The sequence below is a fragment of the Pseudomonas sp. CMR5c genome (genome assembly GCF_003850545.1).
Classification (GTDB): domain Bacteria; phylum Pseudomonadota; class Gammaproteobacteria; order Pseudomonadales; family Pseudomonadaceae; genus Aquipseudomonas; species Aquipseudomonas piscis.
Window position 1 is genome coordinate 4190705 of record NZ_CP027705.1, and the last position, 23675, is coordinate 4214379.

Here is a 23675-nt window from a genome sequence, read left to right on the forward strand (position 1 = left end):
CATGATAATTCACTCCCGGGGCATCCTGGCAAGCAGAGACCTCAATTCAAGCTGTAGGACTGCAACACGCCTTGCTTGAAGTACAGCTGCAGCATGTGCGCCGGGCCAGTGGGCTTGCCCATGAGCTGGTTGGTCATGCCGGCCACCACTCCATTGCCCCCCGTGGCCAGGTTGTATTCGTTGGCCGCGGCGCCGGTCACCTCATTGGACGGCACATGGCTCCAGGCCTTGGCGAGCATCTGCTGCATGGTCGAGCGTCCGGGTGCATAGCCGCCGCTGTTCACATCGCTGCGGTAGGTCCAGTACTCGCTGCCATCGGAGGCATAGCGCTTTTCCGGGGTATCGCCGCACAGGCGTTGCACATCGTCCAGCGACGTCTTGCCGACCACGAAGTTGCGCTTGGCGAACGATGCATCGTAGATCTGCGCCTGGGGTCCGGTGCCCTGGGCCATGCCAGGGATATTCAGGCCGCCATTGCCATTGCATGCAGAGACCAGGGCCAGGGTGGCGATGCACATCAGTCGAAGTTTCATAACATCCTCTTCACGTATCCAGGAGCCTTCATGTCCCATGAACGGCTCACCTAGGGGATTCCTTTCGCGGTCGGCCGCACGGCGCGGCCCGGCCTGGGGAATGGGCGAAAAAGATGCTATCAGCGGCCCTCGGGGCCGATTGTCCTGTGGGTCTCCAACACTGTGCTCAGCGTCTCAAACGCACCTGGGTGTCGAGTCGATCAAGTACCTCGAGCAGCGATCCCGGGCCTTCGACGCTCACGGCTCCAGCCTTGGCAGGTAGCGTGGCCGGGCGCCGGTCGCGGGCATCCCGGGGGGAATAGCCGAAGGCCTGGCGAAACACCCGGCTGAAGTGCGACTCACTCTTGAAGCCATGGTCGAAGGCCAGGGCCGAGATACGCTGGTGGGCGCCAAGGGGGCTTTCCAGAATCCGCCGCACCCGGTCCAGGCGGCACTGCTGGATATAGGCGACCACGCCCGACTCCTCGGCGAACAGCCGGTACAACTGGGCCCGGGAAATGCCCACCTCGCGACAGATCAGCTGCGGGCTCAGCTCGGCCGAGCGCAGGTGCGCCTCGATGAACCGCCGCACCCGCTGCAACAACGTGCGATTGATCGGTCCCTCCGCCTCCGCCAGGCTCTGGGCACTGGGCGCCAGCGCCGCTGTGACCATGGCCAGGGTCGCCTGCTCGACGGCGGCCAGCTCTTCACCATGGAACGACGGCAGTTGCCGGCGCAGGCTGCGCATGTAGTCGCCGAGCAGACCGCCCAGTGCGCCCCGGACCAGGCTGCCATGCAGGTTGGCGGCGCGGATGCGTGGGCTCAGCAGGTCCCGGGCCAGGGTCAGGATCACCGTGTCGCCTGCAATGATCTGCGAGTCCAGCTCCCGGGCCAGGTCCAGCACATAGATGCTCGAAGGCCCGGCCTGCAATGGGGTCCGGCCAGCCATGCCGTGCAACGAATGGTTCAATCCCAGGCAGAGGTACAGGTGGTCCAGGCCATCGCGGCGAATCATCTGCTGCGGGCGGCGGACACCATAGGCCACCGGCTCGCCAGCCCCGACCCAGGAGCCGCAACCGATCAGGATCGAGCCCGCGTAGCCGGTGCTCAACTGGTAGTTGAAGCGCGGCGCCAGCGCCTGCTCGATACCGATCTGGAAGATCGCGTTGACCTCGTCGCGCCACACTTCGAAGCGTTGCGCCGGCGGATAGGCCTGGCTGGAGAAATGAAAAAGATGGGGGTTCAAGGCCGCTGTCCCTGGCTGGAGGCTCAGGCTGCCGGACCCGGGCGGGTCCAGCGCCGTCGCACACCATAAACCAGGACCGCGGCCCTTGCCGACTGGTCGCGACGTACGGCCTGTGGCACCGGCCCGCCTAGAGCCGACGCAACAAGGCCTGGTTCCAGCTTATGGATTGGCCAGCAATCCTGAGGCCGGCCGCGGCTGTTCGCGGGCATCGTGGATACAGGCGACGAAGTCTTCCTGGCGCAGGATCACCAGGGCCAGCAGCGAAGCGACCCCGGTCGCCACGTAGAAGTACCAGGGCGCACTGATGTCGCCGGTGACCTTGATCAGCCAGGTGGAAATCAGCGGTGCACTGCCGCCGAACGCCGCCACCGGGATGTTGTAGGCCACCGCGATGCCGGTGGAACGGACGCGCGTCGGCAGCAACTCGCTCATCAGCGCGTAGGTCGAGGAGGCATACAACCCGAACAGGATAGCCACCGCCATCAACGGCCAGAACAGCGTGGCCGGGGTCGCCGTAGGCGCGGCCTTGAAGAACCAGTACATGGCCAGGGTCGCCAGCACGCCGATCACCATCAGGAACGGCTTGCGACCGTAGCGGTCGGTGAAGGCGCCGCCGAAAGGCATCACCAGCGCCGCTGCAAGGCTGGCGACGAACACGTAGAGCAAGGTGGTGCCGCTGTCGAACTTCAAGGTGTTGGACATGTAGGTCGAGGCGAACGTCAGCACCAGGTAGAAGATCGAGCTGTGCAGGGTGATGATGAAGAACACCAGGGCGATGGCCCGCTTCCACTGCCAGACCTCGCGCAGTGGCGCCTTGGACGTCTGCCCCGCTTCGACCAGGGCCAGGAACTCCGGGCTGTCCTCCAGCTTCAGGCGGATGTACAGCGAGATCACGCCCAAGGGCCCGGCGATCAGGAACGGGATGCGCCAGCCCCAGTCCTGCATCACCTCGGCGCCCAGGGTCCAGGTCATGCCATTGGCCACGGCACCGCCCAGCAACAGCCCGAGCACGGCGGTGACCATCAGCCAGCAGGTGGCGAAACCCCGGCGGCCCGGGCCGGCGTACTCGGAAATGAAGCTGGTGATGGTGCCGATCTCGCCCCCGGCGGAGAAGCCCTGCACGCAGCGGATCAGGATCAGGAGGATCGGTGCGGCGATACCGATGCTGGCGTAGGTCGGCAGCAGGCCCAGCAGGCAGGTGGAAGCGGACATCAGCACCAGCACGGTGATCAGGGTCTTGCGCCGGCCGATCTTGTCGGCCAGCGGCCCGAAGCACAGGCCGCCCAGGGGCCGGATGAAGAAACTCAGGGCAAAGGCGGCGAAGCTCGCCAGCAGGCTGCTGGTGGGATCGTCGGAGACAAAGAAGGCCTTGCCGATGTACAGGGCGAGGAAACCGTAGACGCCGTAGTCGTACCACTCGATCAAGTGGCCGGAAGTGGCGCCGATGAAGGCCCGGCGCCGCTGGCGCCGGGAGTTGGAAGGTGGCACGCCCATGTCGGGGACTCCTGTCGTGGTGCTATCCATGGAAAAAAGTTATGTCAGAGCTCGGCCAGTGCCTGTGCAGGGTCCTTGAGCCACTGGCGCAGGCGGGTCTTGAGGATCTTGCCGTAGCTGTTCTTCGGCAGCTCGGCGCAGAACAGGTACTTGCGCGGTTTCTTGAACGAGGCCATGCGCTCCACGAACCACTGGCCGAGGGCCTGTTCATCGAGGCTCGCCGATGAGCGTGCGACCACGAAGGCCACCACCGACTCGCCCCACTCGGCGTCGGCCTCGCCCACCACGCAGACCTCGAACACGCCGGGGTGCTGCATCAGCACTTCCTCGACTTCCCGCGGGTAGATGTTGCTGCCACCGGAAATGATCACGTCCTTGCAGCGGTCGGTCAGGGTCAGGTAGCCCTGCCCATCGAGGAAACCCACATCGCCGGTACGCAGCCAACCGTCCACCAGGGCCGCCTGGGTGGCTTGCGGATTGTTCCAGTAGCCCTGCATCACCGGCGCCCCGCGCACGGCGATTTCTCCCGGTTCGCCGGGCGCCAGGGGCTGGCCCGAGGCATCCAGGACCTGCACTTCGACGCAGGCCTGGGCCCGCCCGACCGAAGCGGCGATGGCCGGCCAGTCGGCCTGGTCACGGTCGGCGATGGTCTCCCGGGACAAGGCGGTGATGGTCATCGGGCATTCGCCCTGGCCGTATATCTGCACCAGCCGTGGGCCGAAGGTATCCAGGGCCGCAGTCAGGTCCGCCAGGTACATCGGGCCGCCGCCGTAGACGATGGTCTTGATTCCCTGCCCGGCGTAACCCTGCTGCCGCGCCTGCTCCACCATGCGCTTGACCATGGTCGGCGCGGCGAACAGGCTGACCTGTCCCAGCTCCTGCGCCAGCTCGAACAGCTCCCGTGCCTGGAAGCCCCGGGACGTCGGCACCACGTGCCGGGCGCCACAGCGTACGTGGATGAAGTTGTACAACCCGGCGCCATGGGACAGCGGCGCGGCATAGACCACCGCGTCGTCCGCCGAGACCGGGTCGACATCCAGCGGGTAGCACAGGGACATGGCCAGCAGGTTGCCATGGGACAGCATCACCCCCTTGGAGCGCCCGGTGGTGCCGGAGGTATAGAACAGCCAGGCCAGGTCGCTGTCCTGTCGCGGGCAGGGCTCCAGGAGCTCGGCACCTGGCGCCTCCCCAGGCAGGGCCGCCGCTACCGCCAGTTCGCGACAGCCCTCTGGCAGCGCCGTACCGTCGAAGACCCGGCCATCGTCGGTGTAGATCAACCGTGCCCCGGCATTACCGGCGATCCAGGCGGCCTCCAGGGCGTGCAGCTTGTGGTTGATCGGCACCGCCACCGCCCCGCTCCACCAGATGGCGTACAGCAGCTCGAGATAGGCGCAGCTGTTCTTCAACAGCAGCGCCACCCGTTCGCCGGGGACGATGCCATGCTGTTGGCGCAGCTCCAGGGCCCGCGACCGGGCTCTGGCGGCAAACGCCTGGTAGTCGGCAACCTGCCGGCTACCCTCGAACAGCGCCGCGCGCTGCGGCCAGCGCTGGGCCGCATCGAGCAGCCATTGGGCGATATTCATCCTCAGGTCCTGACCGCTTGCAGCACGCTGGCATAGTTGGCCACGGCCATGCCGCCCATGTTGAACAGCAGGCCGAATTCGGCGCCGGGCACGCCCAGGCCAATGGGCTCGCCGACCAGCTGGGCAAAGCCCAGGGCATGCATCGATACTCCGGTGGCCCCCACCGGGTGCCCCTTGGCCTTGAGCCCGCCGGACAGGTTCACCGGCAGGCGTCCGCCCTGGCGCACGATGCCGTCGTCGATGGCGCGGTGCCCCTCGCCCTTGGGCGCCAGGCCCATGGCCTCGTAGATCAGCAGTTCGGCGATGGTGAAGCAGTCGTGGACCTCGGCGAAGCTCAGGTCGCCCAGGGTCACCCCGGACTCACGCAGCGCACCATGGATCGCCCGCTGCGGGCCTTCGAAGGCCAGCACGTCGCGGCTGGCCATGGGCAGCAGGTCGTTGACCTGGACCATGGCGCGGATCGCTACCTGGCGCCGCATCGAGCGGGCGCGATGGGACGAGGCCAGGACGATCGCCGCCGCGCCGTCGCTGATCAGCGAGCAGTCGGTCAGGCGCAGCGGCGGCGCGATCAGCGGGTTGCTCTGGGAGACGCTGTTGCAGTGCTCGAAATCCATCAACCGGTGCATCTGCGCCAGGGGGTTGGCCATGGCGTTGGCGTGGTTCTTCACCGCGATCGCCGCCATCGAGGCCAGCGGGCTGTGATAGCGCTCGGTGTACTGCTGCGCCACCTGGCCGAACAACTGGGCGAAGCTCAGGCCGGCCTCCCGCGTATCGTTCTGGTAGCCGGCGCCAGCCAGGGCCCGGGTGACCTCGGCGGTGCTGTTGCTGGTCATTTTCTCCGCGCCCACCACCAGCACCAGTTCGGCGGCGCCACTGCGGATCGCGTTGATCCCGGCCTGGATCGCCGCCGAACCGGAAGCGCAGGCGTTCTCGCAACGGGTGGCAGGCTTGAAGCGCAGTTTGGGATCGGCCTGGAGCATCAGCGAGGCGGGAAAACCATCGGACACCAGGCCGGAGTTGAAGTGGCCGAGAAACAGTGCGTCGATCTCGGCAGCATCGATCGCAGCGTCCGCCAGGGCTTCGCGCGTGACCTTGACGATCAGGTCTTCGAGATTCAGGCCGTCCAGGCGACCGAAAGGGCTATGGGCGGCAGCGACGATGGATACGGAATCGTGGGTCATGGTGATTTTCTTCTGTCCTTGAAGCGGGGATTCCATAGAATGATCCAGCGCCCGAATCCCAAGCTAGTTGGGGCAACTACCTACTCCTGTAAGTAGTGCCCGCCTCCTGGCAAGTGCGCCGACCACCTCGAGGCAGGATGCCCAATGACCCTACATACCCAGCGATTCCAGGACCTCGAGCGCCTGGCGTTCCAGGTTTCCCCCGCACCGCAGTTGATCACCGGGCACCGACGGATACTCGACTGCAACCAGGCCTTCGTCCGCCTGTTCGGTTATGAGCGCGAGCACCTGCGCGACCACCTGACCCTGCTGCTGTACCCCTCGCACGCCGACTACCAGAGCATTGGCGAACGCAGCGAACACTGGCTGCGCAGCGGCCCCAGCGATTCCTACAGCGACGAACGCTTCATGCAGCATCGCAATGGCGAGGTGTTCTGGGCCCGGGCCCAGGGGTTCTCCCTGACCCCGCTGGACCCGTTCGAGCTGATGGTCTGGCACTTCGAGCGCCTGGACCGCCAGACAGCGCCGTCGATCCGACTGACCCCGCGCGAACGAGAGATATCCCTGCATATCGTCAACGGCCTGACCTGCAAGGAGGTGGCGCGCAGGCTGGGCATCTCCCATCGCACCGTGGAAGTGCACCGCGCCCGGCTGATGAAGAAACTTCAGGCCAAGAACAGTGCGGAGCTGGTGTCGAAGATCATCTTCATCGGTTGAGGAGCTAGGCCAGCATCTCGCTGGCACTGATGCGCAGCAATTGCAACGGGCCGACCGTGGCCCCCTGCACACTGCCACCCTCGTGCAGGATCTGGTTCACGGCATCCATCTCGGCGCTGCGGCCGGCGACCAGCTGGTAAGTGCTGCTGGGCAACTCGGCGGTGAAGCCCTGCTCGACGGTCCGGTAGGCCAGGGTCAGCGCGGCGGTGAAGTAATGCTGGCTGGCAACCGGTACCTGTACCTCTTCGTCGTTGTCGTCATAGACGATGAAATGCCCGACGAAGGATGCCACCCCCAGGCGCTTGAGCATGGGCCAGCTCAGGGCCGCAGGCACGAAGGCATTGAGCTTTTCGGCAACGATCGGCGAATAGCCCCGCTCCTGCAGCAGCTCGACGATCCGGTCCTCGTCGGCCTCGGGGTGGGCTCCCATGACTTGCAAGGCATCGAGCACGGCGCGGTGGGCGGTTTCATGATCGACGTCGGGAGAACAATGGGCACAGTCTGGCGGGCAGGTATCGCTCATGGCAGGTCGAAGGTCCATATCGGTGGTGGAAAACGCGCGGCAGGGTAACCCCATGCCTGCTCGAGATGCCAGCGATGCGTCAGCCGGCTACATCGGCCAGCAGGTCACCGGCGCGGATGCGCAACAACTTCAATGGCCCAAGGCTGCCGCCCTCCACGCTCACGTCCTGGGCCAGGGCCTTGTTCACCGCGTTGATCTCGGCACTGCGCCCGATCACACGTTCGTAGGCCTGAAGCGACAGTTCTTCGCTGAAACCCTGCTCCAGGGTGCGCTGGGCCAGTTGCAACGCGGCGATGAAATAGTGCTGGCCGGCAACCGGTATCTGCACTTCCTCATCGTTGTCGTCATAGGCGATGAAATATCCGCTGCAAAGCTCCACGCCCAGGCGCTTGAGTACCGGCCAGCCCAAGGCGGTGGGCACGAAGACATTGAGTTTTTCCGCAGCGATCCGCGAGTGGCCGCGTTCTTGCAGCAGCTCGACGATCCGATCTTCATCGGCCTCGGGATGGGCCGCGATGATCTGCAGGGTCTCGAGTACCGCTCGCTGGGCGCTTTGGTGATCGAGGGAAGAACAATAGACACAGTCTGGCGAGGAGGTATCGGTCACGGGAGGTCGAAGGTCCATATCGGTGGTGGAAACGGGCGGCAGGGTAAACCCTTGGCCGCCCGGACTCCAGCACCCTGGCTGGCGCTACTTGATCACCACCGGGTTCACCGGGGCGCCGCTGCCGCCGACGATCTTCAACGGCGCGGCGGTGTAGAGGAAGGTCCACTGGCCATCGGCCGCGCAGTCCTCGGCCAGCTCCTCGAGCAGCACGATCTCGGTGAAGGCGATGCCCAGGTTGCGCATCAGTGCGCAATGCAGCGGGATCTGCACCCCCGACGCCGGATCGGTGATCACCTCGTTGGCAATGGTATCGGTCACCAGGTTGGGGATCTCCATCTGGTCGAACCACTCCACCAGCTCGCGGCTGTAGGTCAGCCCCGGCTCCACCAGGTCCTTGAAGAACTCGGTCTTGCCGTACTCATAGAAAGCCCCCATGGAGCCGGTGCGGATGATCAGGATGTCGCGCTTTTCGATGACAACGCCCTGGGCCTTGGCCGCGGCCAGCAGGTCCTGGTGATCGAAGGTCTCGCCACGGCCCAGGTACTTCTTGCCCCGGTGGCGGGCCATGTCGATCAGTACCGCACGCCCCACGATCCCGCGTTCGGCGATCGGCAGCACGCTGGCCTTGGCCATGCCACCCACCGTAGTGCTGGCGTCGTAGCCGTTCCACAACTGGTTGTCATACCAGGCATGGCCCAAGGCGTCGTACTGGGTCGAGCCCTGCAACTGCATGAAGATCACGTCGTCGCAATACTCGGCACCGCCGCCCATCGAGGGCTGCTTGCCGGCCTGGTAGTGACTGCGGTCCAGGGTGTTGAAGCGCATGGATGGGCTGCGCGCCGGCCACATCGGATCGCCGCCCGGATGGCCGATCTGCACCTGCAGGGTGAAGGTCTTGCCCTGGCGCACCGCGGCAACGCCACGCAGCACCTCGGCCTGCTGCAGGTAGTTGAGGGCGCCGACCTCGTCGTCTGGCCCCCATTTGCCCCAGTTCCTGGGCAGTCCCTCGAGGAGCCTGGCGATATCGGGCTGGTTGTTGTGGTCGATCCCGCACATATCGATTGCACTCCTTAGCTTGGGTTGGAACAGCCGGACGCCTTCTATACACAACGAGCGCAGTCCAGAGCAAGGTAAGAGTTGCCAGCGCAAGAGCCTCCCGAGCCGTGCCTGCCCGGGGTCCTTTGCGCAACCTCAACGCCCGGAAAAACGCAGGCGCGAGAGCTGGCGCAAGTCGCCTTCCAGGTAGTAGTCGTCGCTCCAGCTATCGTTGGTGGCCAGGGGCTGGACCTGCTTGAGCGCCAATTGCCGGGCGAAGTAACGGAACCGGTAGTGCTCGTAGAAGCGCAGCAGTTCCAGGCCATAGCGGTCCGCCAGGTCGGTATCGCCACGGATGATCAGGAAGTTCTCGTCGTTGCCCTGGCTGGCGCCGACGCTGAGGTTGTGGCTGCCGCTGATGATCACCGGCGCATCGCTGGTGAAATCGGTGACCACCGCCTTGGTGTGCACCAGCAAGTTGCCCTTCTGCCCCTTGAGGCCTTCCTTGAGCCAGCCTTCCAGGCCGTTGTTGAGCAAGGCCGTAGCGGCGAACTCCGCCGTGCGGTCGGCATGGAAACCGGTGATGCGGCTGGCGGTATTCTGCAGGCCATAGCGCAGCACGTCGTCGTGGGGCTGGCCGAGCAAGGCATCGAGGATCCGGTCGGGCAAGGCAAAGGCGGTGACGAACAGCAAGTCACGGCGGGCGCCGTTGATGATCCGCACGAACTCGTCGAGGTCGCCCTGCCCGGTCCGCGGCGAGAAACCGGCGAACAGCGCTGCCGCAGGCTGCATGGGGTTGTGCTGGGTCAACCATTTGCGGGTGGCACCGACATCCGTCGGCGCTGCCCAGATCTGCTCGAACACTTGCAGGTAGCGGCTGGCGATGTCCGTGTTGTCCAGGCAGTGCACCACGTTGGCCTGGCGGTACACGCCATTGGCGGTGAAGTTGGTGCTGCCGCACAGGACCGCGATGTCCTGGCGCTGCCCGCCGGCATCCAGGCGACCGAGGACGATGAACTTGTCGTGGAAAATGGCGTGGGTCACTCGCCCGCGCTTACAAGCCTCGGGCAAGTGCTGCAGGCTGGCCTGGTTCTGCGCCGTGTCATCGTCCCCGGGACCTGCGTGATACAGCACCCGCACCTGCACGCCCCGGTCGAAAGCGGCATTGACCGCAGCGACAATGGCCGGCAACTGGTACTCGTAGATGGCGATATCCAGGCACCAGCTGGCATCGGCGGCCCGCTGGATGAACCCCAGCAGTTGCCCCAGCAGGCCGTTTTCCAGCCATTGCCGGGGCGCGTCCGGCCAGGCTTCGACGGGCAGGTTCTTGTTGGCGCTGAGCAAAGCGTCCAGCTCGGGAAACTTGCGCGAGAACGCCTGGCTGGCAGCCACTGCCCGATTGAAGATCACCCGTTGCCCGGCAGGCAGGCCGTTATCGGCGGTGATGCCAAGTTGCAGCATTTCTCCCAATTGCGGCGCAGCGGCGCTGCCATAGACCAGGTACACCCGGTAATTGAGGGTGGCACCGGGGTGGACGGCGTAGTCGGCCCAACGGAATTTCTGCAACGGCGCCTGGTTGCTGGGCGTGGCGTTGTACTGGGGGAAGGTGTGGGTCTTGCCGGGGAAAGTCAGGCTGTTGAACAGGAACAGCCAGGGCTTGTCGCCGGTCTGTTTCTCGATGGCGAAACCCAGCAAGCCCTGGCGCCGGCTGGCATCCAGGTCCATGGCCAGGAGCACGCCATTGGTGCCAGCGTAGGCCTTGACCCGAAAATCGTCCTTGTCGTTGTGCACCAGTACCCGCATGGCATCGCTCCACTGATTGGCGCAGGCAGTGTAGCTGCCGCTACCGGCCGTGCATGGCTCGATATGAGCCCTGGGACAGCGCTCTTGGAGCAACAGGTAGATCGCGCTACCAAGCCTTGCGGCCACTGCGCGCCCGTACGCAGCCTCGGCACGAGCCACGGGGCTTGGGGTGCTACAGGTCGATATGGTGGTAGTCGGCGCCCAGGCGCTGGGCCAGTTCCCGGGCGCGACCGAGGCGGATCGGGCTGCGCTCGATGTCCAGCAACAGGGTCGGACAATTCAGAGCGTCGACCGGCGGCAGGGTCTTCAAGCGCCCGTCGGTGATCAGCAACACCCGCTGCTGTTCTGCCGGCCAGCGCCGTTGCCGCTGCTCCAGCCACTGCCGGGCCTCGGCCAGGGCCTGGGGCAATGGCGTACCGCCGCCGGCGCCCAGGCCATCGAGCCAGTGCCGCAGGTCCTTGGAAGCCTTGAGCCCCTGGACCTGCCAATGTGGCGCCCGACCGCTGGCGGTGAGCAAGGCCAGGCGCGCCCGCTGCCGGTAGGCATCGTCGAACAGCTGCGCCAGCAGGCCCTTGGCATCGCTCAAGGCGTGATGCCGGCGCGTCGAGGCCGAGGCGTCGACGATCACCAGCCACAACTCATGGGGCGTGCGACTGCGCAGTTGCCACAGCAGGTCCTCGACCACCCGTGGGCGGCCCTTGAGCAAGGTGCCTGGCCAGTTGATACGACCGCAACTCGCCGCCCGGCTGCGGCCTTGTCGTCCCTGGTCCAGGCGCCCCGGCCGGGGCTTGGCATCCGCCCCCAGGCCAGAGCGGGAACGGATGCCTAGGGCTTTTTTGGCCAGCTGGGTACCTCGCGCCGGGCGCCGGTGGGCAGTGCCTGGGCCGGCATGTCACCCCATTGGCCCGCGCCTTCGCGGGCCTCGCGCTGCGCCCCGGACTGCTGCGGTGCCGGCGACTGGGGCTGCTGCGCCGGTGCGGCGGGCGCCTGCCCGCGCCGATGGCGCAAGGCGAATTCCGCCACCGCGTCGATATCCTCCTCGGCGATGGCCGAAGCGCCACGCCAGGCGGCATGGGCCCGGGCGGCCCGCAGCCAGACCAGGTCGGCACGCAAGCCGTCGACCCCGGCGGCGAAACAACGCTCGGTGATCTGCGCCAGGGCCTGGTCATCCAGGGCGATACGCTCCAGCAGCGTCCGCGCCTGCTGGCAGCGCTGGCGCAGTTCGGCCTGGGCCTGGGCCCATTGGTTGCAGAAGCCCTGCGGGTCGCTATCGAAATCCAGGCGCCGACGGATGATCTGCCCGCGTTCCAGAGGCAGGACCTGGCCGCTCAAAGCCACGTTGAGACCGAAGCGGTCCAGCAGTTGCGGGCGCAACTCGCCCTCCTCCGGGTTCATGGTGCCGATCAGCACGAACTTCGCCGAATGCCGATGGGAAATGCCATCGCGCTCGATGAGGTTGGTGCCACTGGCCGCCACGTCCAGCAGCAAGTCCACCAGGTGGTCGGGCAGCAGGTTGACCTCATCGACATACAACACCCCGCCGTCGGCCTTGGCCAGAACGCCCGGGGAGAACTGCGCCCGCCCCTCGCCCAGGGCTGCATCCAGGTCCAGGGTACCCACCAGCCGCTCTTCGCTGGCCCCCAGGGGCAAGGTGACGAACTGCCCGCTGGCCAGCAAATCCGCCAACCCCCGGGCCAGGGTCGACTTGGCCATGCCCCGTGGCCCCTCGATCAACACGCCACCGATCTTCGGGTCGATGGCGGTCAGGCACAGGGCCAGCTTCAGGGCATCGGCGCCGACCACGGCCGACAAGGGGAAATGCGGGGTGTCGCTCATCTGGGGTTCTCGCTTGGGTCTGGGTGTCCCGAAGGACGATTTCGCGAGCCGTCTCGCGATCGAGTGCGCAGCATTCGCCGCCTCAGGGCACCTCTAAAAAACGTAGGCGAGGCAGTCAGCGCAAGGCAAAAACAGGCGAAAAAGCGCAGTTTACAAGGGGTAAATGTGCATTTTGACCGGGCTGGCGCACCAGCCTGTTTTTAACGCAGCGATGACAACGCAGGTAGTTTTCAGAGGTGCCCTCAGGAGTCTTCTTCTATATCCAGCAGCAGATGCTCCAGGGCCTCGCGATAGGCTCCGGGCTCCTGCCACAGGCCGCGCTGCTGGGCCTCCAGCAAACGCTCGGTCATATCGCGCAAGGCGTGGGGATTATGCTGGCGAACGAACTCGCGGGTCGAGTCGTCCAGCAGGTAGGCATCGGCCAGCAAGGCGTACTGATGGTCGTCGATCAGCTCGGTGGTGGCATCGAAGGCGAACAGGTTGTCCAGGGTCGCGGCCATTTCGAAGGCACCCTTGTAACCGTGGCGCTTGACCCCCTCGATCCATTTCGGGTTGACCGCCCGGGAACGGATCACCCGGTTGAGCTCTTCCTTGAGGCTGCGGATCTTCGGCAGGTCGGGCTGGCTGTGATCGCCGTGGTAGCTGGCGACCTTGGCCCCGCCCAGGCTCTCCACCGCCGCCAGCATGCCGCCCTGGAACTGGTAGTAGTCGTTGGAATCCAGCAGGTCGTGCTCGCGGTTGTCCTGGTTCTGCACCACCGCCTGGACCCGGCCCAGGCGAGCGGCGAACTGCTCGCGGGCGGCGGTGCCTTCATCGCTGCCGCCGTAGGCGTAGCCTCCCCAGTTGAGGTAGACCTCGGCCAGGTCCTCGCGGCTCTGCCACAGCCGACCGTCGATGGCGCCCTGGACCCCGGCGCCATAGGCCCCGGGCTTGGCCCCGAAGATCCGCCAGCCAGCCTGGCGCGCCGCTGCTTCCGGGTCCAGGCCGCCAGCCTGCAAGGCTTCGCGTTCGGCACGGACCCTGGCCGCCAGGGGGTTCATGTCGGCCGGCTCGTCCAGGGCCGCCACCGCCTGCACCGCAGCGTCGAACAGGCGGATGAGGTTGGCGAAGGCATCGCGGAAGAACCCGGAAATCCGCAGGGTCACGTCGACCCGGGGCCGGTCCAGCAGGCTCAGGGGCAGGATCTCGAAGTCGTCGACCCGCTGGCTGCCGGTGGCCCAGACGGGCCGCACGCCCATCAGCGCCATGGCCTGGGCGATATCGTCGCCACCGGTGCGCATGGTGGCCGTGCCCCAGACCGACAGGCCCAGTTGCAGCAGGTGATCGCCGTGATCCTGCAGGTGGCGCTCGAGGATCAGGTTGGCCGACTGAAAGCCGATGCGCCAGGCAGTGGTGGTGGGCAGGTTGCGCACATCCACCGAATAGAAATTGCGCCCGGTGGGCAACACGTCCAGGCGTCCGCGACTGGGCGCGCCGCTGGGGCCCGCCGGCACGAAGCGGCCTTGCAGGGCATCGAGCAGGCCGCGCATCTCCGCCGGGCCGCAGGCATCCAGGCGCGGCGCCACCACCTCGCGCAAGCCTTCGATGATACTGCGCACCGGCTCCCAACCGGCTTCGTCCAGTTGCGCCACCGGGCCTTGCAAGGCCGCCTCGATCAGGCGCCCGGCGTAGATTTCCAGGCGCTCGCGCACATCCCCGGCGGTACGCCACAAGGCATCGCTGAGCTGTTGCAGGGCCTGCGGCCGCCGCCCGGTCCAGGGCTCGGCCAGGGCGCAGTCCAGCGGGTCGAACCCCAACTCGAAGGCCTTGGCCAGGGCCCGCAGCAGGCTGGCGTGGGCGCCCTTGCCGTCGCCCCGGGGGATGCGCATCAGGGCCAGCAACGTATCGATGCGCAAGCGCCCTTCTGGCGACTCGCCGAACACATGCAGGCCGTCGCGGATCTGCGATTCCTTGAGATCGCACAGGTAGGTGTCCAGCCGTGGCAGCCAGAGCGCCGCATCGGCTTCGCCTTCCAGTGGTCCGTCCAGTTGCAGCTCGCGGTCGATCTGGGTCTCGCGCACCAGGCGCAAGATGTCCCGTTGCAGCTCCCGCGCGCGGCGCGGGTCGAGCAACTGGGCCTCGTAATACTCGTCGGCCAACAGCTCCAGGTTACGCAGCGGGCCATAGGTTTCGGCGCGGGTCAGGGGCGGCATCAGGTGATCGATGATCACCGCCTGGGTCCGGCGCTTGGCCTGGGCGCCCTCCCCTGGGTCGTTGACGATGAACGGGTAGATATTCGGCAGCGGCCCCAGCAAGGCGTCCGGCCAGCACTGGGCCGACAGGCCAACGCCCTTGCCCGGCAGCCACTCGAGGTTGCCGTGCTTGCCGACGTGGATCACTGCGTGGGCGCCGTAGACCTGGCGCAGCCAGAAATAGAACGCCAGGTAGGCATGGGGCGGCACCAGGTCCGGGTCGTGGTACACCGCGCTGGGGTCGACCTGGTAACCCCGGGCCGGCTGGATGCCGATGAAGGTCAGGCCCAGGCGCAGGCCAGCGACCATCAGCCGCCCGTTGCGGAACATCGGGTCCTGCTCCGGGGCGCCCCAGCGCTCCAGCACCGCTTGGCGGTTGGCCTCGGGCAATGCCTGGAACAGGCGCTGGTAGTCGTCCAGGGCCAGGCTCTGCTGGCAAGGGCGCAGGTCGAGGCTGTCCAGATCGTTGCTGACGCCACCGAGCAATTGCTGGATCAGCTCGGTGCCGCTGGCCGGCAGCTCGCCAGGCAGCGGATAACCCTCGGCCTGCAAGGCCTTGAGAATGTTCAGCGCCGCCGCCGGGGTATCCAGGCCCACGCCGTTGCCGATGCGCCCGTCGCGGGTCGGGTAGTTGGCCAGGACCAGGGCGATGCGCTTCTGGTGGTTGTCCAGGCGGCCCAGCTCGACCCAGTTGCTTGCCAGCCGGGCGACGAAGTCCATGCGCTCGGGCTGGCCGCGGTAGCAGACCACGTCCGACTGGCTGCGCTCGCTGCGCCAGGCCAGGTCCTTGAAGCTGATAGGCCGGCTGATGATGCGTCCATCCAGTTCGGGCAAGGCGATGTGCATGGCCAGGTCCCGTGGGCCCAGGCCCTGTTCGCTGGCCTGCCAGCCCGGCTCGTTGTCCTGGGCGCAGATGGCCTGGATCACCGGGATGTCGCGGCGAAACGGTCGCAGGTGCGGCGCCTCGGGGCTGGACTGGGCGAAACCGGTGGTGTTGAGGATCACTCCGGCACCGGTCTCATCCAGCCAGTCTTGCACCTGCGCCAGGCAGCCGGGCTCCTTGAGGCTGGCCACGGCGATCGGCAAGGGGTTGAGACCGGCAGCCACAAGGCGCTGGCAGAACAGGTCGATGAATGCGGTGTTGGCCGCCTGCAAGTGCGAGCGATAGAACAGCAGCGCCGCCACCGCCTGGCCGGGCTGCCAGTGGGCCTGCCAATCCGCCAGGCTGGCCTGGCTCCTGGCCGGGTGATAGAGCGCGGTGCGCGGCAGCACCTGCGGTTCGCTCCAGGGGTAATCGCGCCCCAGCAAGCCGCTCAGGCAGCGGTAGAAATTCAACGCATTTTCTCGCCCGCCCTGTCGCAGGAACTGCCACAGGCGGTCGCGCTCCACGGCCGACACCGTGCTCAGGTCGCTGAGCTCCGGGTCGGGCCGGTCGTCCCCCGGCACCAGGATCAGCTGCACCCCGCGCCGGGACAGCTCCACCAGTTGCTCGACGCCATAACGCCAGTAGGCGATGCCACCGTGCAGGGAAATCAGGATGACCTTGGCATGGCGCAGCACCTGGTCGACGTAAAGGTCCACCGAGGCGTGGTTCTGCACCTGCATCGGGTTGGCCAGGCGAAAGCTGGGGTAGTCCGCTGGCAGTTGCTCGGCGGCCTCGGCCAGCAGCGCCAGGCTGGAGTCGCCGCTGCACAGGACCACCAGCTCGGCGGGGGTTTGTCCAAGGTCGGCGATGTTGTCATCCGACACGAATCCGCCGGGCTGGGTCCTGAGCAGGTGCATGGGTCAGGCGCCCAGGGCGGCGCGCAGTTGCGCTTCCAGCTGGGTTGCATCCAGTTCCTGGCCGATCAGCACCAGGCGGGTGATGCGTTTCTCATCAGCGCCCCACTTGCGGTCGAAGTGCTTGTCGAAGCGGGTGCCCACGCCCTGGAGCAGCAGGCGCATCGGCTTGCCGGGGATCGCCGCAAAACCCTTGACCCGCAGGATGCCGTGCTTGACCACCAGTTGGGTCAGGGCATCGAGCAGCAGGCTTTCGTCGGCCTCGGGCAGCTCGATGGAGATCGAGTCGAAGGCGTCGTGGTCATGGTCGTCATGATCGTCGCCGTCATGGTGGTGGTCATGGTGGCTGTGACGGCTGTCGATGTGCTCCTCGGAACCGGCACCCACGCCCAGCAGTACGTCCAGGGGCAGGCGCCCGCTGCTGGCCTCGATCACCTTGACCGCCGGCGGCAGCTCCTCGGCCACTTCCTGGCGGACCCTGGCCAGGTCGGCCGGGTCGATCAGGTCGGTCTTGTTGAGGATCACCAGGTCGGCGCTGGACAACTGGTCGGCGAACAGCTCGTGCAGTGGCGACTCGTGGTCCAGGTTGGGGTCGAGCTTGCGCTGGGCGTCCACCTGGTCCGGGAAGGCGGCGAAGGTGCCGGCGGCCACGGCCGGGCTGTCGACCACGGTGATCACCGCATCGACGGTGCAGGCGCTGCGGATTTCCGGCCACTGGAAGGCTTGCACCAGGGGCTTGGGCAGGGCCAGGCCGCTGGTTTCGATGAGGATATGGTCCAGGTCGCCACGGCGGGCCACTAGTTCACGCATCACCGGGAAGAATTCTTCCTGCACGGTGCAGCACAGACAGCCGTTGGCCAATTCGAAGACCCGGCCGCTGGCCTCTTCCTCGGTGCAGCCGATGGAGCACTGCTTGAGGATCTCGCCGTCGATGCCCAGTTCGCCGAACTCGTTGACGATCACCGCGATACGACGGCCCTGGGCGTTGTCCAGCATGTGCCGCAGCAAGGTGGTCTTGCCCGAGCCCAGGAAGCCGGTGACGATGGTGACGGGAAGTTTGGCCAGTGTTTTCATCGGATGCCCTTTTGGCGAAGGAGGCGGGCATACGGGACGACAGGCACGGCGCGGGCCAGGTGCTGATTTCGCCACCGGATCACCCCGCCCGGTTGTAGTGAGAATCTGGGTCGAGGCAGGTCTCCTGGCTGGGGGCTTGCCAGTCCAGGACTGACGCTTCCTGTGCCTTCCCGCCGGCGTCATGGACGCCAGGCAGTGGCCGTGCAGGAATGGAACCCTTCACAGTTGCGGGGGCAGCCGCGGCTTCTACCGCGTTCCCGTCTTAGCTTCGACCGCTGGCCGAAGAACCTCGAAGGCGCAAGGCTACGCAGAGCGCGGAGGACGGTCAATGCACATATGCGGCGGCTTCCCGTGCCAACCGGCGATTGACGGCGCTCCCTTGCCCATGATTTGCTACACAACTTGTTACGGGTGCCCTTCACAGGGTGAAACGGGAAACCGGTGAATCACGCGCTTGCCAGCGGTGACCAGTCCGGTGCTGCCCCCGCAACGGTAAGCGAGCGAAGTGTCAGATCCACTGTGCCCCCGGGCATGGGAAGGCGACACTTGCCGGCATGGCATGACCCGCCCTGCCCCTCGCGAGCCCGGAGACCGGCCCGCAATACACGAATAACAAACCCGCGGTGGGCGGGCGCTGTTGCAAACCCTGCGTGAACGCCACGCGGGGTTTTCCTGCGCCGCTTCCCGCTGACAAACCCAAGGGAACGCGCCATGTCGACCATCAGCAGCACCAGCCATTCCGCCAGCAGCACCGCCACCCTGAGCCAGCGCCTGGTAGCCGCCATCGGTGCCTCGATCCTTGGCGCCTGCCTGGTGTACTTCGCCGGCTTCTCGCATATCGAGGCGGTGCATAACGCCGCCCACGACACCCGCCACAGCGCCGCCTTCCCTTGCCACTGAGACCCGTCCGATGATCAAGCGTATCGCGCAAACCGCGGGCTTCACCGGGCTGCTGGCCGCCCTGCTGCTGACCTTGCTGCAAAGCTTCTGGGTCGCGCCATTGATTCTCCAGGCGGAAACCTACGAAAAGGCCCCGGCCACCGAGGCAGTCCATGAACACGCCCCGGGCGCCATGGCCGGGCACGTCCACGATGAAGAAGCCTGGGAACCGGAGGACGGCTGGCAGCGAGTGCTGTCCACCACCGGCGGCAACCTGGTGGTCGCCGTGGGCTTCGCCCTGATGCTGGCAGGCCTCTACACCCTGCGCGCACCGAGCCGCACTTCCCAGGGCCTGCTCTGGGGCCTGGCCGGCTACGCCACCTTCTGCCTGGCGCCCACCCTGGGCCTGCCGCCGGAGCTGCCGGGCACCGCCGCGGCCGACCTGGTGCAGCGCCAGACCTGGTGGGTCGGTGCCGCCGCGTCCACTGCCGTGGGCCTGGCACTGATCGTGTTCGCCGGCAACTGGCTGCTGAAGTTGCTGGGCGCGGCCATCATCGCCGTGCCCCATGTGATCGGCGCTCCCCAACCGGAAGTGCATTCGATGCTGGCCCCCGAAGCACTGGAGGCACAGTTCAAGATCGCCTCGCAATTGACCAATGCCGCCTTCTGGCTGGCCCTGGGCTTGATCAGCGCCTGGCTGTTCCGGCGCAAGGGCGAGGATGGCCAGCGGGCATGATCACCGAGCCGGCCCTGGTGGTCGGCCTGGGTTGTCGCAAGGGCTGCCCGGCCAGCGCCCTGCGCGCCCTGCTGGACCAGGTGCTGCGGGCCCATGGCCTGGACCTGGGCCAGGTACAGGCCCTGGCCAGCATCGACCTGAAGCAGGATGAACCGGGCCTGCTGGAGCTGGCGCAGCAGTTGTCGCTGCCATTGACCTTCTTCAGCAGTGCCCAACTGGCGCCCTACGACTCCCGCCTGAGCCACAGGTCGCAGGCCGCATTCGAACGCACCGGCTGTCATGGCGTCGCCGAAAGCGCCGCCCTGGCCATGGCCGAATGCCTGCAAGCAGGCTCGGCGCAACTGCTGGTGCCCCGGCAAAAATCCGCCGAAGCCACCCTGGCATTGGCTGTTTGCCCGTAGAATCACCGATAATCCCCGCCCTCGATCATGAGCGATCTTCATCATGAAGCCCGCTCGCCCCCTTTTTCACAGGACATTGCCATGACTGTCTACTTCATCGGCGCCGGCCCCGGCGACCCGGAACTGATCACCGTCAAGGGCCAGCGCCTGATCCATCGCTGCCCGGTGATCATCTACGCCGGCTCCCTGGTGCCCCAGGCGGTGCTCGAGGGACATAGCGCAGTACGGGTGATCAACAGCGCCGAGCTGCATCTGGAACAGATCATCGAGGTCATCCGCGAAGCCCATGCCCAGGGCCAGGATGTAGCCCGGGTGCACTCCGGCGATCCGAGCCTGTACGGCGCCATCGGCGAGCAGATCCGTTGCCTGCGGGAGCTGGGGATTGCTTTCGAGATCGTCCCCGGAGTCACCGCCACCGCCGCCTGCGCCGCATTGCTGGGAGCGGAGCTGACCTTGCCCGATGTCTCCCAGAGCGTGATCCTCACCCGCTACGCGGACAAGACCAGCATGCCGGCCGGGGAAGAGTTCGCCAGCCTGGCGGCCCATGGCGCCACCATGGCCATCCACCTGGGGGTCAACCACCTGGAGCGCATCGTCGCCGAACTGCTGCCCCACTACGGTGCCGACTGCCCGATCGCGGTGGTGCACCGGGCCACCTGGCCGGACCAGGACTGGGTCCAGGGGACCCTGGCGGATATCGCAGCCAAGGTAGCCGCCAAGGGCTTCCGGCGCACCGCGCTGATCCTGGTGGGCCGGGTATTGGCCGCCGATGCCTTCAGTGAGTCGTCGCTGTACCGCGCCGGCCACGCCCACCTCTATCGGCCCTGACCCACTTGTTCACGCCCAGGGGCCTGGTTCCAGGCATAAAAAAACGGCGCTCACGGGGCGCCGTTTTTTTGTGTCGCAGCGAACGCCTTAGTAGTAGGCGTTTTCTTTCTGCGTATGGTCAGTGACGTCACGCACGCCCTTGAGCTCAGGAATACGCTCGAGCAGGGTGCGCTCGATGCCGTCCTTCAAGGTCACGTCGGCCTGGCCACAACCCTGGCAGCCGCCACCGAACTGCAGCACGGCGATGCCGTCTTCGACCACGTCGATCAGGCTGACCTGGCCGCCGTGGCTGGCCAGCCCGGGGTTGATCTCGGTTTGCAGGTAGTAGTTGATGCGCTCGTTGATCGGGCTATCGGCGTTGACCATGGGCACCTTGGCGTTGGGAGCCTTGATGGTCAGCTGGCCGCCCATGCGATCGGTGGCGTAGTCGACGACTGCATCATCGAGGAAACCTTCACTGAAGGCATCGATGTAGGCAGTGAAGCTCTTGAGGCCCAGGGCCTTGTCCTCGGGCTTTTCTTCGCCTGGCTTGCAATAGGCGATGCAAGTCTCGGCGTACTGGGTACCTGGTTGGGTGATGAAGATGCGGATGCCGATCCCCGGGGTGTTCTGCTTGGATAGCAGATCAGCCAGATAATCGTGGGCGGCGTCGGTAATGGTTATGGCGCTCATGATGGTTCCTCGCAGACGTGGGCGCAGTTTACGCCAATCGATGTCGCTGAAAAAGTCCTAGTGTTTTTGTCAGGATAGACCTTGGTCTGAGACGCCCCCGCAGGCTTCTGCGCATCCGGGGGCGGCGACCGCTCTATCTCAGAGGTTTTCGTAGCGGTTCATATCCATGACCCCGGCCTCGACCGGATCGGTTTCCTGCAAGAAGCGGGTCTGGTCATGGAAGTACTGCCAGAACTGCGGATGGCTGCGGCGGATGCCCCAGCGCTCGACGATCTTCTCGAAGCTTTCGGCATCGCGGGCTTCCTGCATGGCCGTGACGAACTCCGGCACCTCGGCGGACGGGATGTCGAACATGAAGTTCGGATAACTGCTGAGAATGCCGGGGAAGATGGTCAGGGTATCCAGCCCCGGCTGGTAGCGCAGCGATTCGCCGAGCATGAAGGCCACGTTGCTGTGGGCCCGGTTGCGCAGCATGCTGTAGAACTGGCGCTTGCCGCCGGGCGTCTGGACCCGTAGCAAGGTGGCCTCAGGCAACTGCTCGATGACCTTGAGCCCGGCCGCCGGCCGCGATGCCAGACCGCTCAGGGCCTGTTCGGCATCCTGCAGGGCCGGGTCGATGTTGGGTCGCGAGCAATAGGCGCTGTCGCAGCGGTTGATCGGGTCCGGCTTGGCATTGAGCTCGCCGTAGCGCGCCAGCAACTGGTTGGCGAAATCCTTCTTCGGATCCTTGGCGTCCAGCTTCAGGGCGCTGCGCTTGCTGTCGTCGATGGACTCGTAGTCCAGCCACATCTTGAACTTGCCGCTGTTCTGGTACCAGTCGTCGAGGAAGTCCTCGCGGGTGCCGGCGGGCATCAGGCGCAGGAAGTTCTGCTCGGCGCCATTGCGGATCAGGTCGAAGTACAGCCGGGTCTGGGCCTGGTGCGAGACGTTGCCGAACACGTCGAAGTTCACTGCCAGCTGGTAATAGGTGCGCTCCAGCAATGGATAGTCGAACAGCCACATCGTCTGCGGAATCTCACCGATCAGGCCCTTGGTCACCGAGGCGCTGTCGAAGTGCCGGAAGATGCTCAACAGCGCGTTGTCGTTGCCGGCCCACAGGGTCGACCAACTGGGCGCCGGGGCCTCGGCGTAGGAATCACGACGCAGGACCTCGTACTCGTTGCGCTTGTCGCGGTAGGCCAGCCACAGGCTGAGCACGCTGCCGACATCGTCGTTCTGCCCCGGCATCGCCAGCAGGGGCGTAGCCTGGCCGCGATAGGCCGGGTCGGTGATGTACAGGTCATGTTCCGGGGCCTGGAACAGCGCCCAGAAGTTGTCGCGGATCACATCGGTGGCGATCTGTCCGCGGCATACCGGGCCCCGGATGAAGGTACGCACGAAGTACTCGGCGTTATCCAGCATGAACTGGTAGCGGGCCTTGGCCGGAATCGCCTCGAAGGTCTCGAACGGGTTGGCCCGGCGCGCCGGCCCATAACCGGGCAAAGCGTTGACCTGCCAGTCGCCGCTGTAGAACAGGGTCTTGACCCGGGCCAGCTTCGCCGCGCCCAACGGGTAAGTGATGTGGGTCTTGTGCACGATCACCCCTTGCACCGGCCACAGGCGGTAGTACACCTGGGTGCCCGGGTCGTCGTTGGGGCGTCGGGTATTGATCAGGTCGATGGGCTGGCCAGTGGGGGTACGCGAACGCACCCACTGGAAGAAATGCCCCGGCTCACCGCCTTCGAAATAGATGTGCGCCAGGAACCAATGCTCGTAGAGCCAGCGCGCCACCAGGCTTTCCCGGGCGCCAGGGGCGTTGAGCAGGTTTTCCCATTGGACCACCTGCAGGCTTTCCCGGGCGCTGGGGGCCAGGCCCTGTTCATCGATCGGCGCGCCGGAAGCCAGCCAGCGCTGTAGCGTCTGGTACTGCTGGCTGGTCAGGCCGGTGACCGCCAGGGGCATGCCTTCCTTGGGATGGGCGCCGGCATACCCGTCGAACTCGGCCGGCTGCGGGCACATGTTTTCCCGGTTCAGGCCCAGGACGATCTCACTGGGCAGCTTGGCATTGGGTTGCAGCGGCGTACGGTGCCCCAATTCCAGCATGCGCGCCATCAGTGCCGCCTGGCTGCCCTGGGCGTCGAGCACCGAATAGAACCCGCGGCTCTGCCAGGCCGCCTTGCCGCTGGCGTCGTAGAACAACCGGGTCGGATCCTGGGCCTTGCTCCGCTCACCGTCGTATACCGGCGCCTTCGACGCGCCACGGGCGGCACCTTCGCCACTGCCCAGGTTGAGCTGGCAAGCCGAGTCGTAGCAGGCATGGCAAGCCACGCATTTCTCGGTGAAGATCGGCTGGATATCGCGGGTATAGGAAATCGCCGGCGCCGGACCTTGCGCCATGCACAGTGAACTCAATAGCAGCAGCACGCTGCTGACGGCAAAACGATACGGCATGTCCCTGGTCCCGAAAGTAAAAACGTCGCGATTCTACCGGTCCGCCCGGCGAACCAACATGAACGATATTCATGCAAAACCGGCACATGCCGCAAAACCATGCAGGTT

The 23675-nt window shown here is 66.1% G+C and carries 20 protein-coding genes and 2 riboswitches; of the genes, 5 read left to right on the top strand and 15 right to left on the bottom strand.

The features are described 5' to 3' along the window. Positions 1 to 41 precede the first annotated feature (41 nt). The 5 genes from C4K40_RS19185 to C4K40_RS19205 all read right to left on the bottom strand — a co-directional run bounded on the left by C4K40_RS19185 (position 42) and on the right by C4K40_RS19205 (position 6016). On the bottom strand, positions 42 to 533 hold the full coding sequence (locus C4K40_RS19185) for a hypothetical protein (protein WP_124421342.1): 492 nt from the start codon (positions 531 to 533) through the stop codon (positions 42 to 44). Positions 534 to 699: 166 nt separating this feature from the next. Continuing rightward, entirely contained in the window at positions 700 to 1758 is a 1059-nt protein-coding gene (locus C4K40_RS19190) for a helix-turn-helix domain-containing protein (protein ID WP_053131141.1), read from the bottom strand. A 159-nt stretch (positions 1759 to 1917) separates the two neighbouring features. After that, positions 1918 to 3252 (bottom strand): MFS transporter, encoded by a 1335-nt coding sequence (locus tag C4K40_RS19195; RefSeq protein ID WP_053131144.1) that lies wholly within the window; start codon positions 3250 to 3252, stop codon positions 1918 to 1920. A gap of 44 nt (positions 3253 to 3296) precedes the next feature. Further along, complete coding sequence (locus C4K40_RS19200) at positions 3297 to 4835, bottom strand: class I adenylate-forming enzyme family protein (RefSeq protein ID WP_053131147.1); 1539 nt, start codon at positions 4833 to 4835, stop codon at positions 3297 to 3299. A 2-nt stretch (positions 4836 to 4837) separates the two neighbouring features. Then, positions 4838 to 6016, bottom strand: coding sequence for an acetyl-CoA acetyltransferase (locus tag C4K40_RS19205; RefSeq protein ID WP_031320057.1), 1179 nt, complete (start codon positions 6014 to 6016; stop codon positions 4838 to 4840). Positions 6017 to 6160: 144 nt separating this feature from the next. On the opposite strand from C4K40_RS19205, the gene C4K40_RS19210 reads away from it, so the two are divergent. Continuing rightward, on the top strand, positions 6161 to 6733 hold the full coding sequence (locus C4K40_RS19210) for a response regulator transcription factor (RefSeq protein ID WP_022639398.1): 573 nt from the start codon (positions 6161 to 6163) through the stop codon (positions 6731 to 6733). Between the two features lie 4 nt (positions 6734 to 6737). On the opposite strand, the gene C4K40_RS19215 is transcribed toward C4K40_RS19210, so the two are convergent. The 8 genes from C4K40_RS19215 to cobW all read right to left on the bottom strand — a co-directional run bounded on the left by C4K40_RS19215 (position 6738) and on the right by cobW (position 17621). Then, positions 6738 to 7256, bottom strand: coding sequence for a hypothetical protein (locus C4K40_RS19215; protein WP_022639399.1), 519 nt, complete (start codon positions 7254 to 7256; stop codon positions 6738 to 6740). 79 nt (positions 7257 to 7335) lie between these two features. After that, a complete protein-coding gene (locus tag C4K40_RS19220) occupies positions 7336 to 7863 on the bottom strand; it encodes a hypothetical protein (protein WP_246196038.1) in 528 nt (175 codons plus the stop codon). Between the two features lie 84 nt (positions 7864 to 7947). Next, positions 7948 to 8919, bottom strand: a complete 972-nt coding sequence (locus C4K40_RS19225) for a cyclase family protein (RefSeq protein WP_053131153.1) — start codon at positions 8917 to 8919, stop codon at positions 7948 to 7950. A 135-nt stretch (positions 8920 to 9054) separates the two neighbouring features. Next, the gene (locus C4K40_RS19230; RefSeq protein ID WP_022639402.1) at positions 9055 to 10701 is read right to left on the bottom strand and encodes a phospholipase D-like domain-containing protein; all 1647 of its coding nucleotides are present in this window, start codon (positions 10699 to 10701) and stop codon (positions 9055 to 9057) included. Between the two features lie 172 nt (positions 10702 to 10873). Then, the gene (locus C4K40_RS19235) at positions 10874 to 11473 is read right to left on the bottom strand and encodes a VWA domain-containing protein (RefSeq protein ID WP_031320058.1); all 600 of its coding nucleotides are present in this window, start codon (positions 11471 to 11473) and stop codon (positions 10874 to 10876) included. A gap of 53 nt (positions 11474 to 11526) precedes the next feature. Beyond that, positions 11527 to 12537 carry an ATP-binding protein gene (locus C4K40_RS19240; protein WP_053131159.1) on the bottom strand — a complete coding sequence of 337 codons (1011 nt, stop codon included), beginning with the start codon at positions 12535 to 12537 and terminating at the stop codon, positions 11527 to 11529. Positions 12538 to 12779: 242 nt separating this feature from the next. Further along, positions 12780 to 16550 (bottom strand): cobaltochelatase subunit CobN, encoded by a 3771-nt coding sequence (cobN, locus tag C4K40_RS19245; protein WP_053131161.1) that lies wholly within the window; start codon positions 16548 to 16550, stop codon positions 12780 to 12782. Positions 16551 to 16553: 3 nt separating this feature from the next. Beyond that, positions 16554 to 17621 carry a cobalamin biosynthesis protein CobW gene (gene cobW / locus C4K40_RS19250; protein ID WP_053131163.1) on the bottom strand — a complete coding sequence of 356 codons (1068 nt, stop codon included), beginning with the start codon at positions 17619 to 17621 and terminating at the stop codon, positions 16554 to 16556. A 96-nt stretch (positions 17622 to 17717) separates the two neighbouring features. Then, positions 17718 to 17928: riboswitch (cobalamin riboswitch) on the bottom strand. A gap of 85 nt (positions 17929 to 18013) precedes the next feature. Continuing rightward, positions 18014 to 18236, top strand: a riboswitch (cobalamin riboswitch). A gap of 96 nt (positions 18237 to 18332) precedes the next feature. On the opposite strand from cobW, the gene C4K40_RS19255 reads away from it, so the two are divergent. The 4 genes from C4K40_RS19255 to cobM all read left to right on the top strand — a co-directional run bounded on the left by C4K40_RS19255 (position 18333) and on the right by cobM (position 20465). Continuing rightward, positions 18333 to 18521, top strand: coding sequence for a CbtB-domain containing protein (locus tag C4K40_RS19255; protein WP_022639454.1), 189 nt, complete (start codon positions 18333 to 18335; stop codon positions 18519 to 18521). A gap of 10 nt (positions 18522 to 18531) precedes the next feature. Beyond that, positions 18532 to 19236 (top strand): CbtA family protein, encoded by a 705-nt coding sequence (locus tag C4K40_RS19260; protein WP_022639453.1) that lies wholly within the window; start codon positions 18532 to 18534, stop codon positions 19234 to 19236. Then, complete coding sequence (locus C4K40_RS19265; protein WP_053131165.1) at positions 19233 to 19637, top strand: cobalamin biosynthesis protein; 405 nt, start codon at positions 19233 to 19235, stop codon at positions 19635 to 19637. Before C4K40_RS19260 ends, C4K40_RS19265 begins: the two co-directional genes overlap by 4 nt. An 81-nt stretch (positions 19638 to 19718) precedes the next feature. Beyond that, a complete protein-coding gene (cobM, locus tag C4K40_RS19270; protein ID WP_022639451.1) occupies positions 19719 to 20465 on the top strand; it encodes a precorrin-4 C(11)-methyltransferase in 747 nt (248 codons plus the stop codon). A gap of 87 nt (positions 20466 to 20552) precedes the next feature. Here cobM and nfuA read toward each other — a convergent pair whose 3' ends face one another. Both nfuA and C4K40_RS19280 read right to left on the bottom strand, forming a co-directional pair. Next, positions 20553 to 21137 (bottom strand): Fe-S biogenesis protein NfuA, encoded by a 585-nt coding sequence (nfuA, locus tag C4K40_RS19275; RefSeq protein WP_022639450.1) that lies wholly within the window; start codon positions 21135 to 21137, stop codon positions 20553 to 20555. Positions 21138 to 21275: 138 nt separating this feature from the next. Next, a complete protein-coding gene (locus C4K40_RS19280; RefSeq protein ID WP_022639449.1) occupies positions 21276 to 23567 on the bottom strand; it encodes a fatty acid cis/trans isomerase in 2292 nt (763 codons plus the stop codon). Positions 23568 to 23675 lie beyond the last annotated feature (108 nt).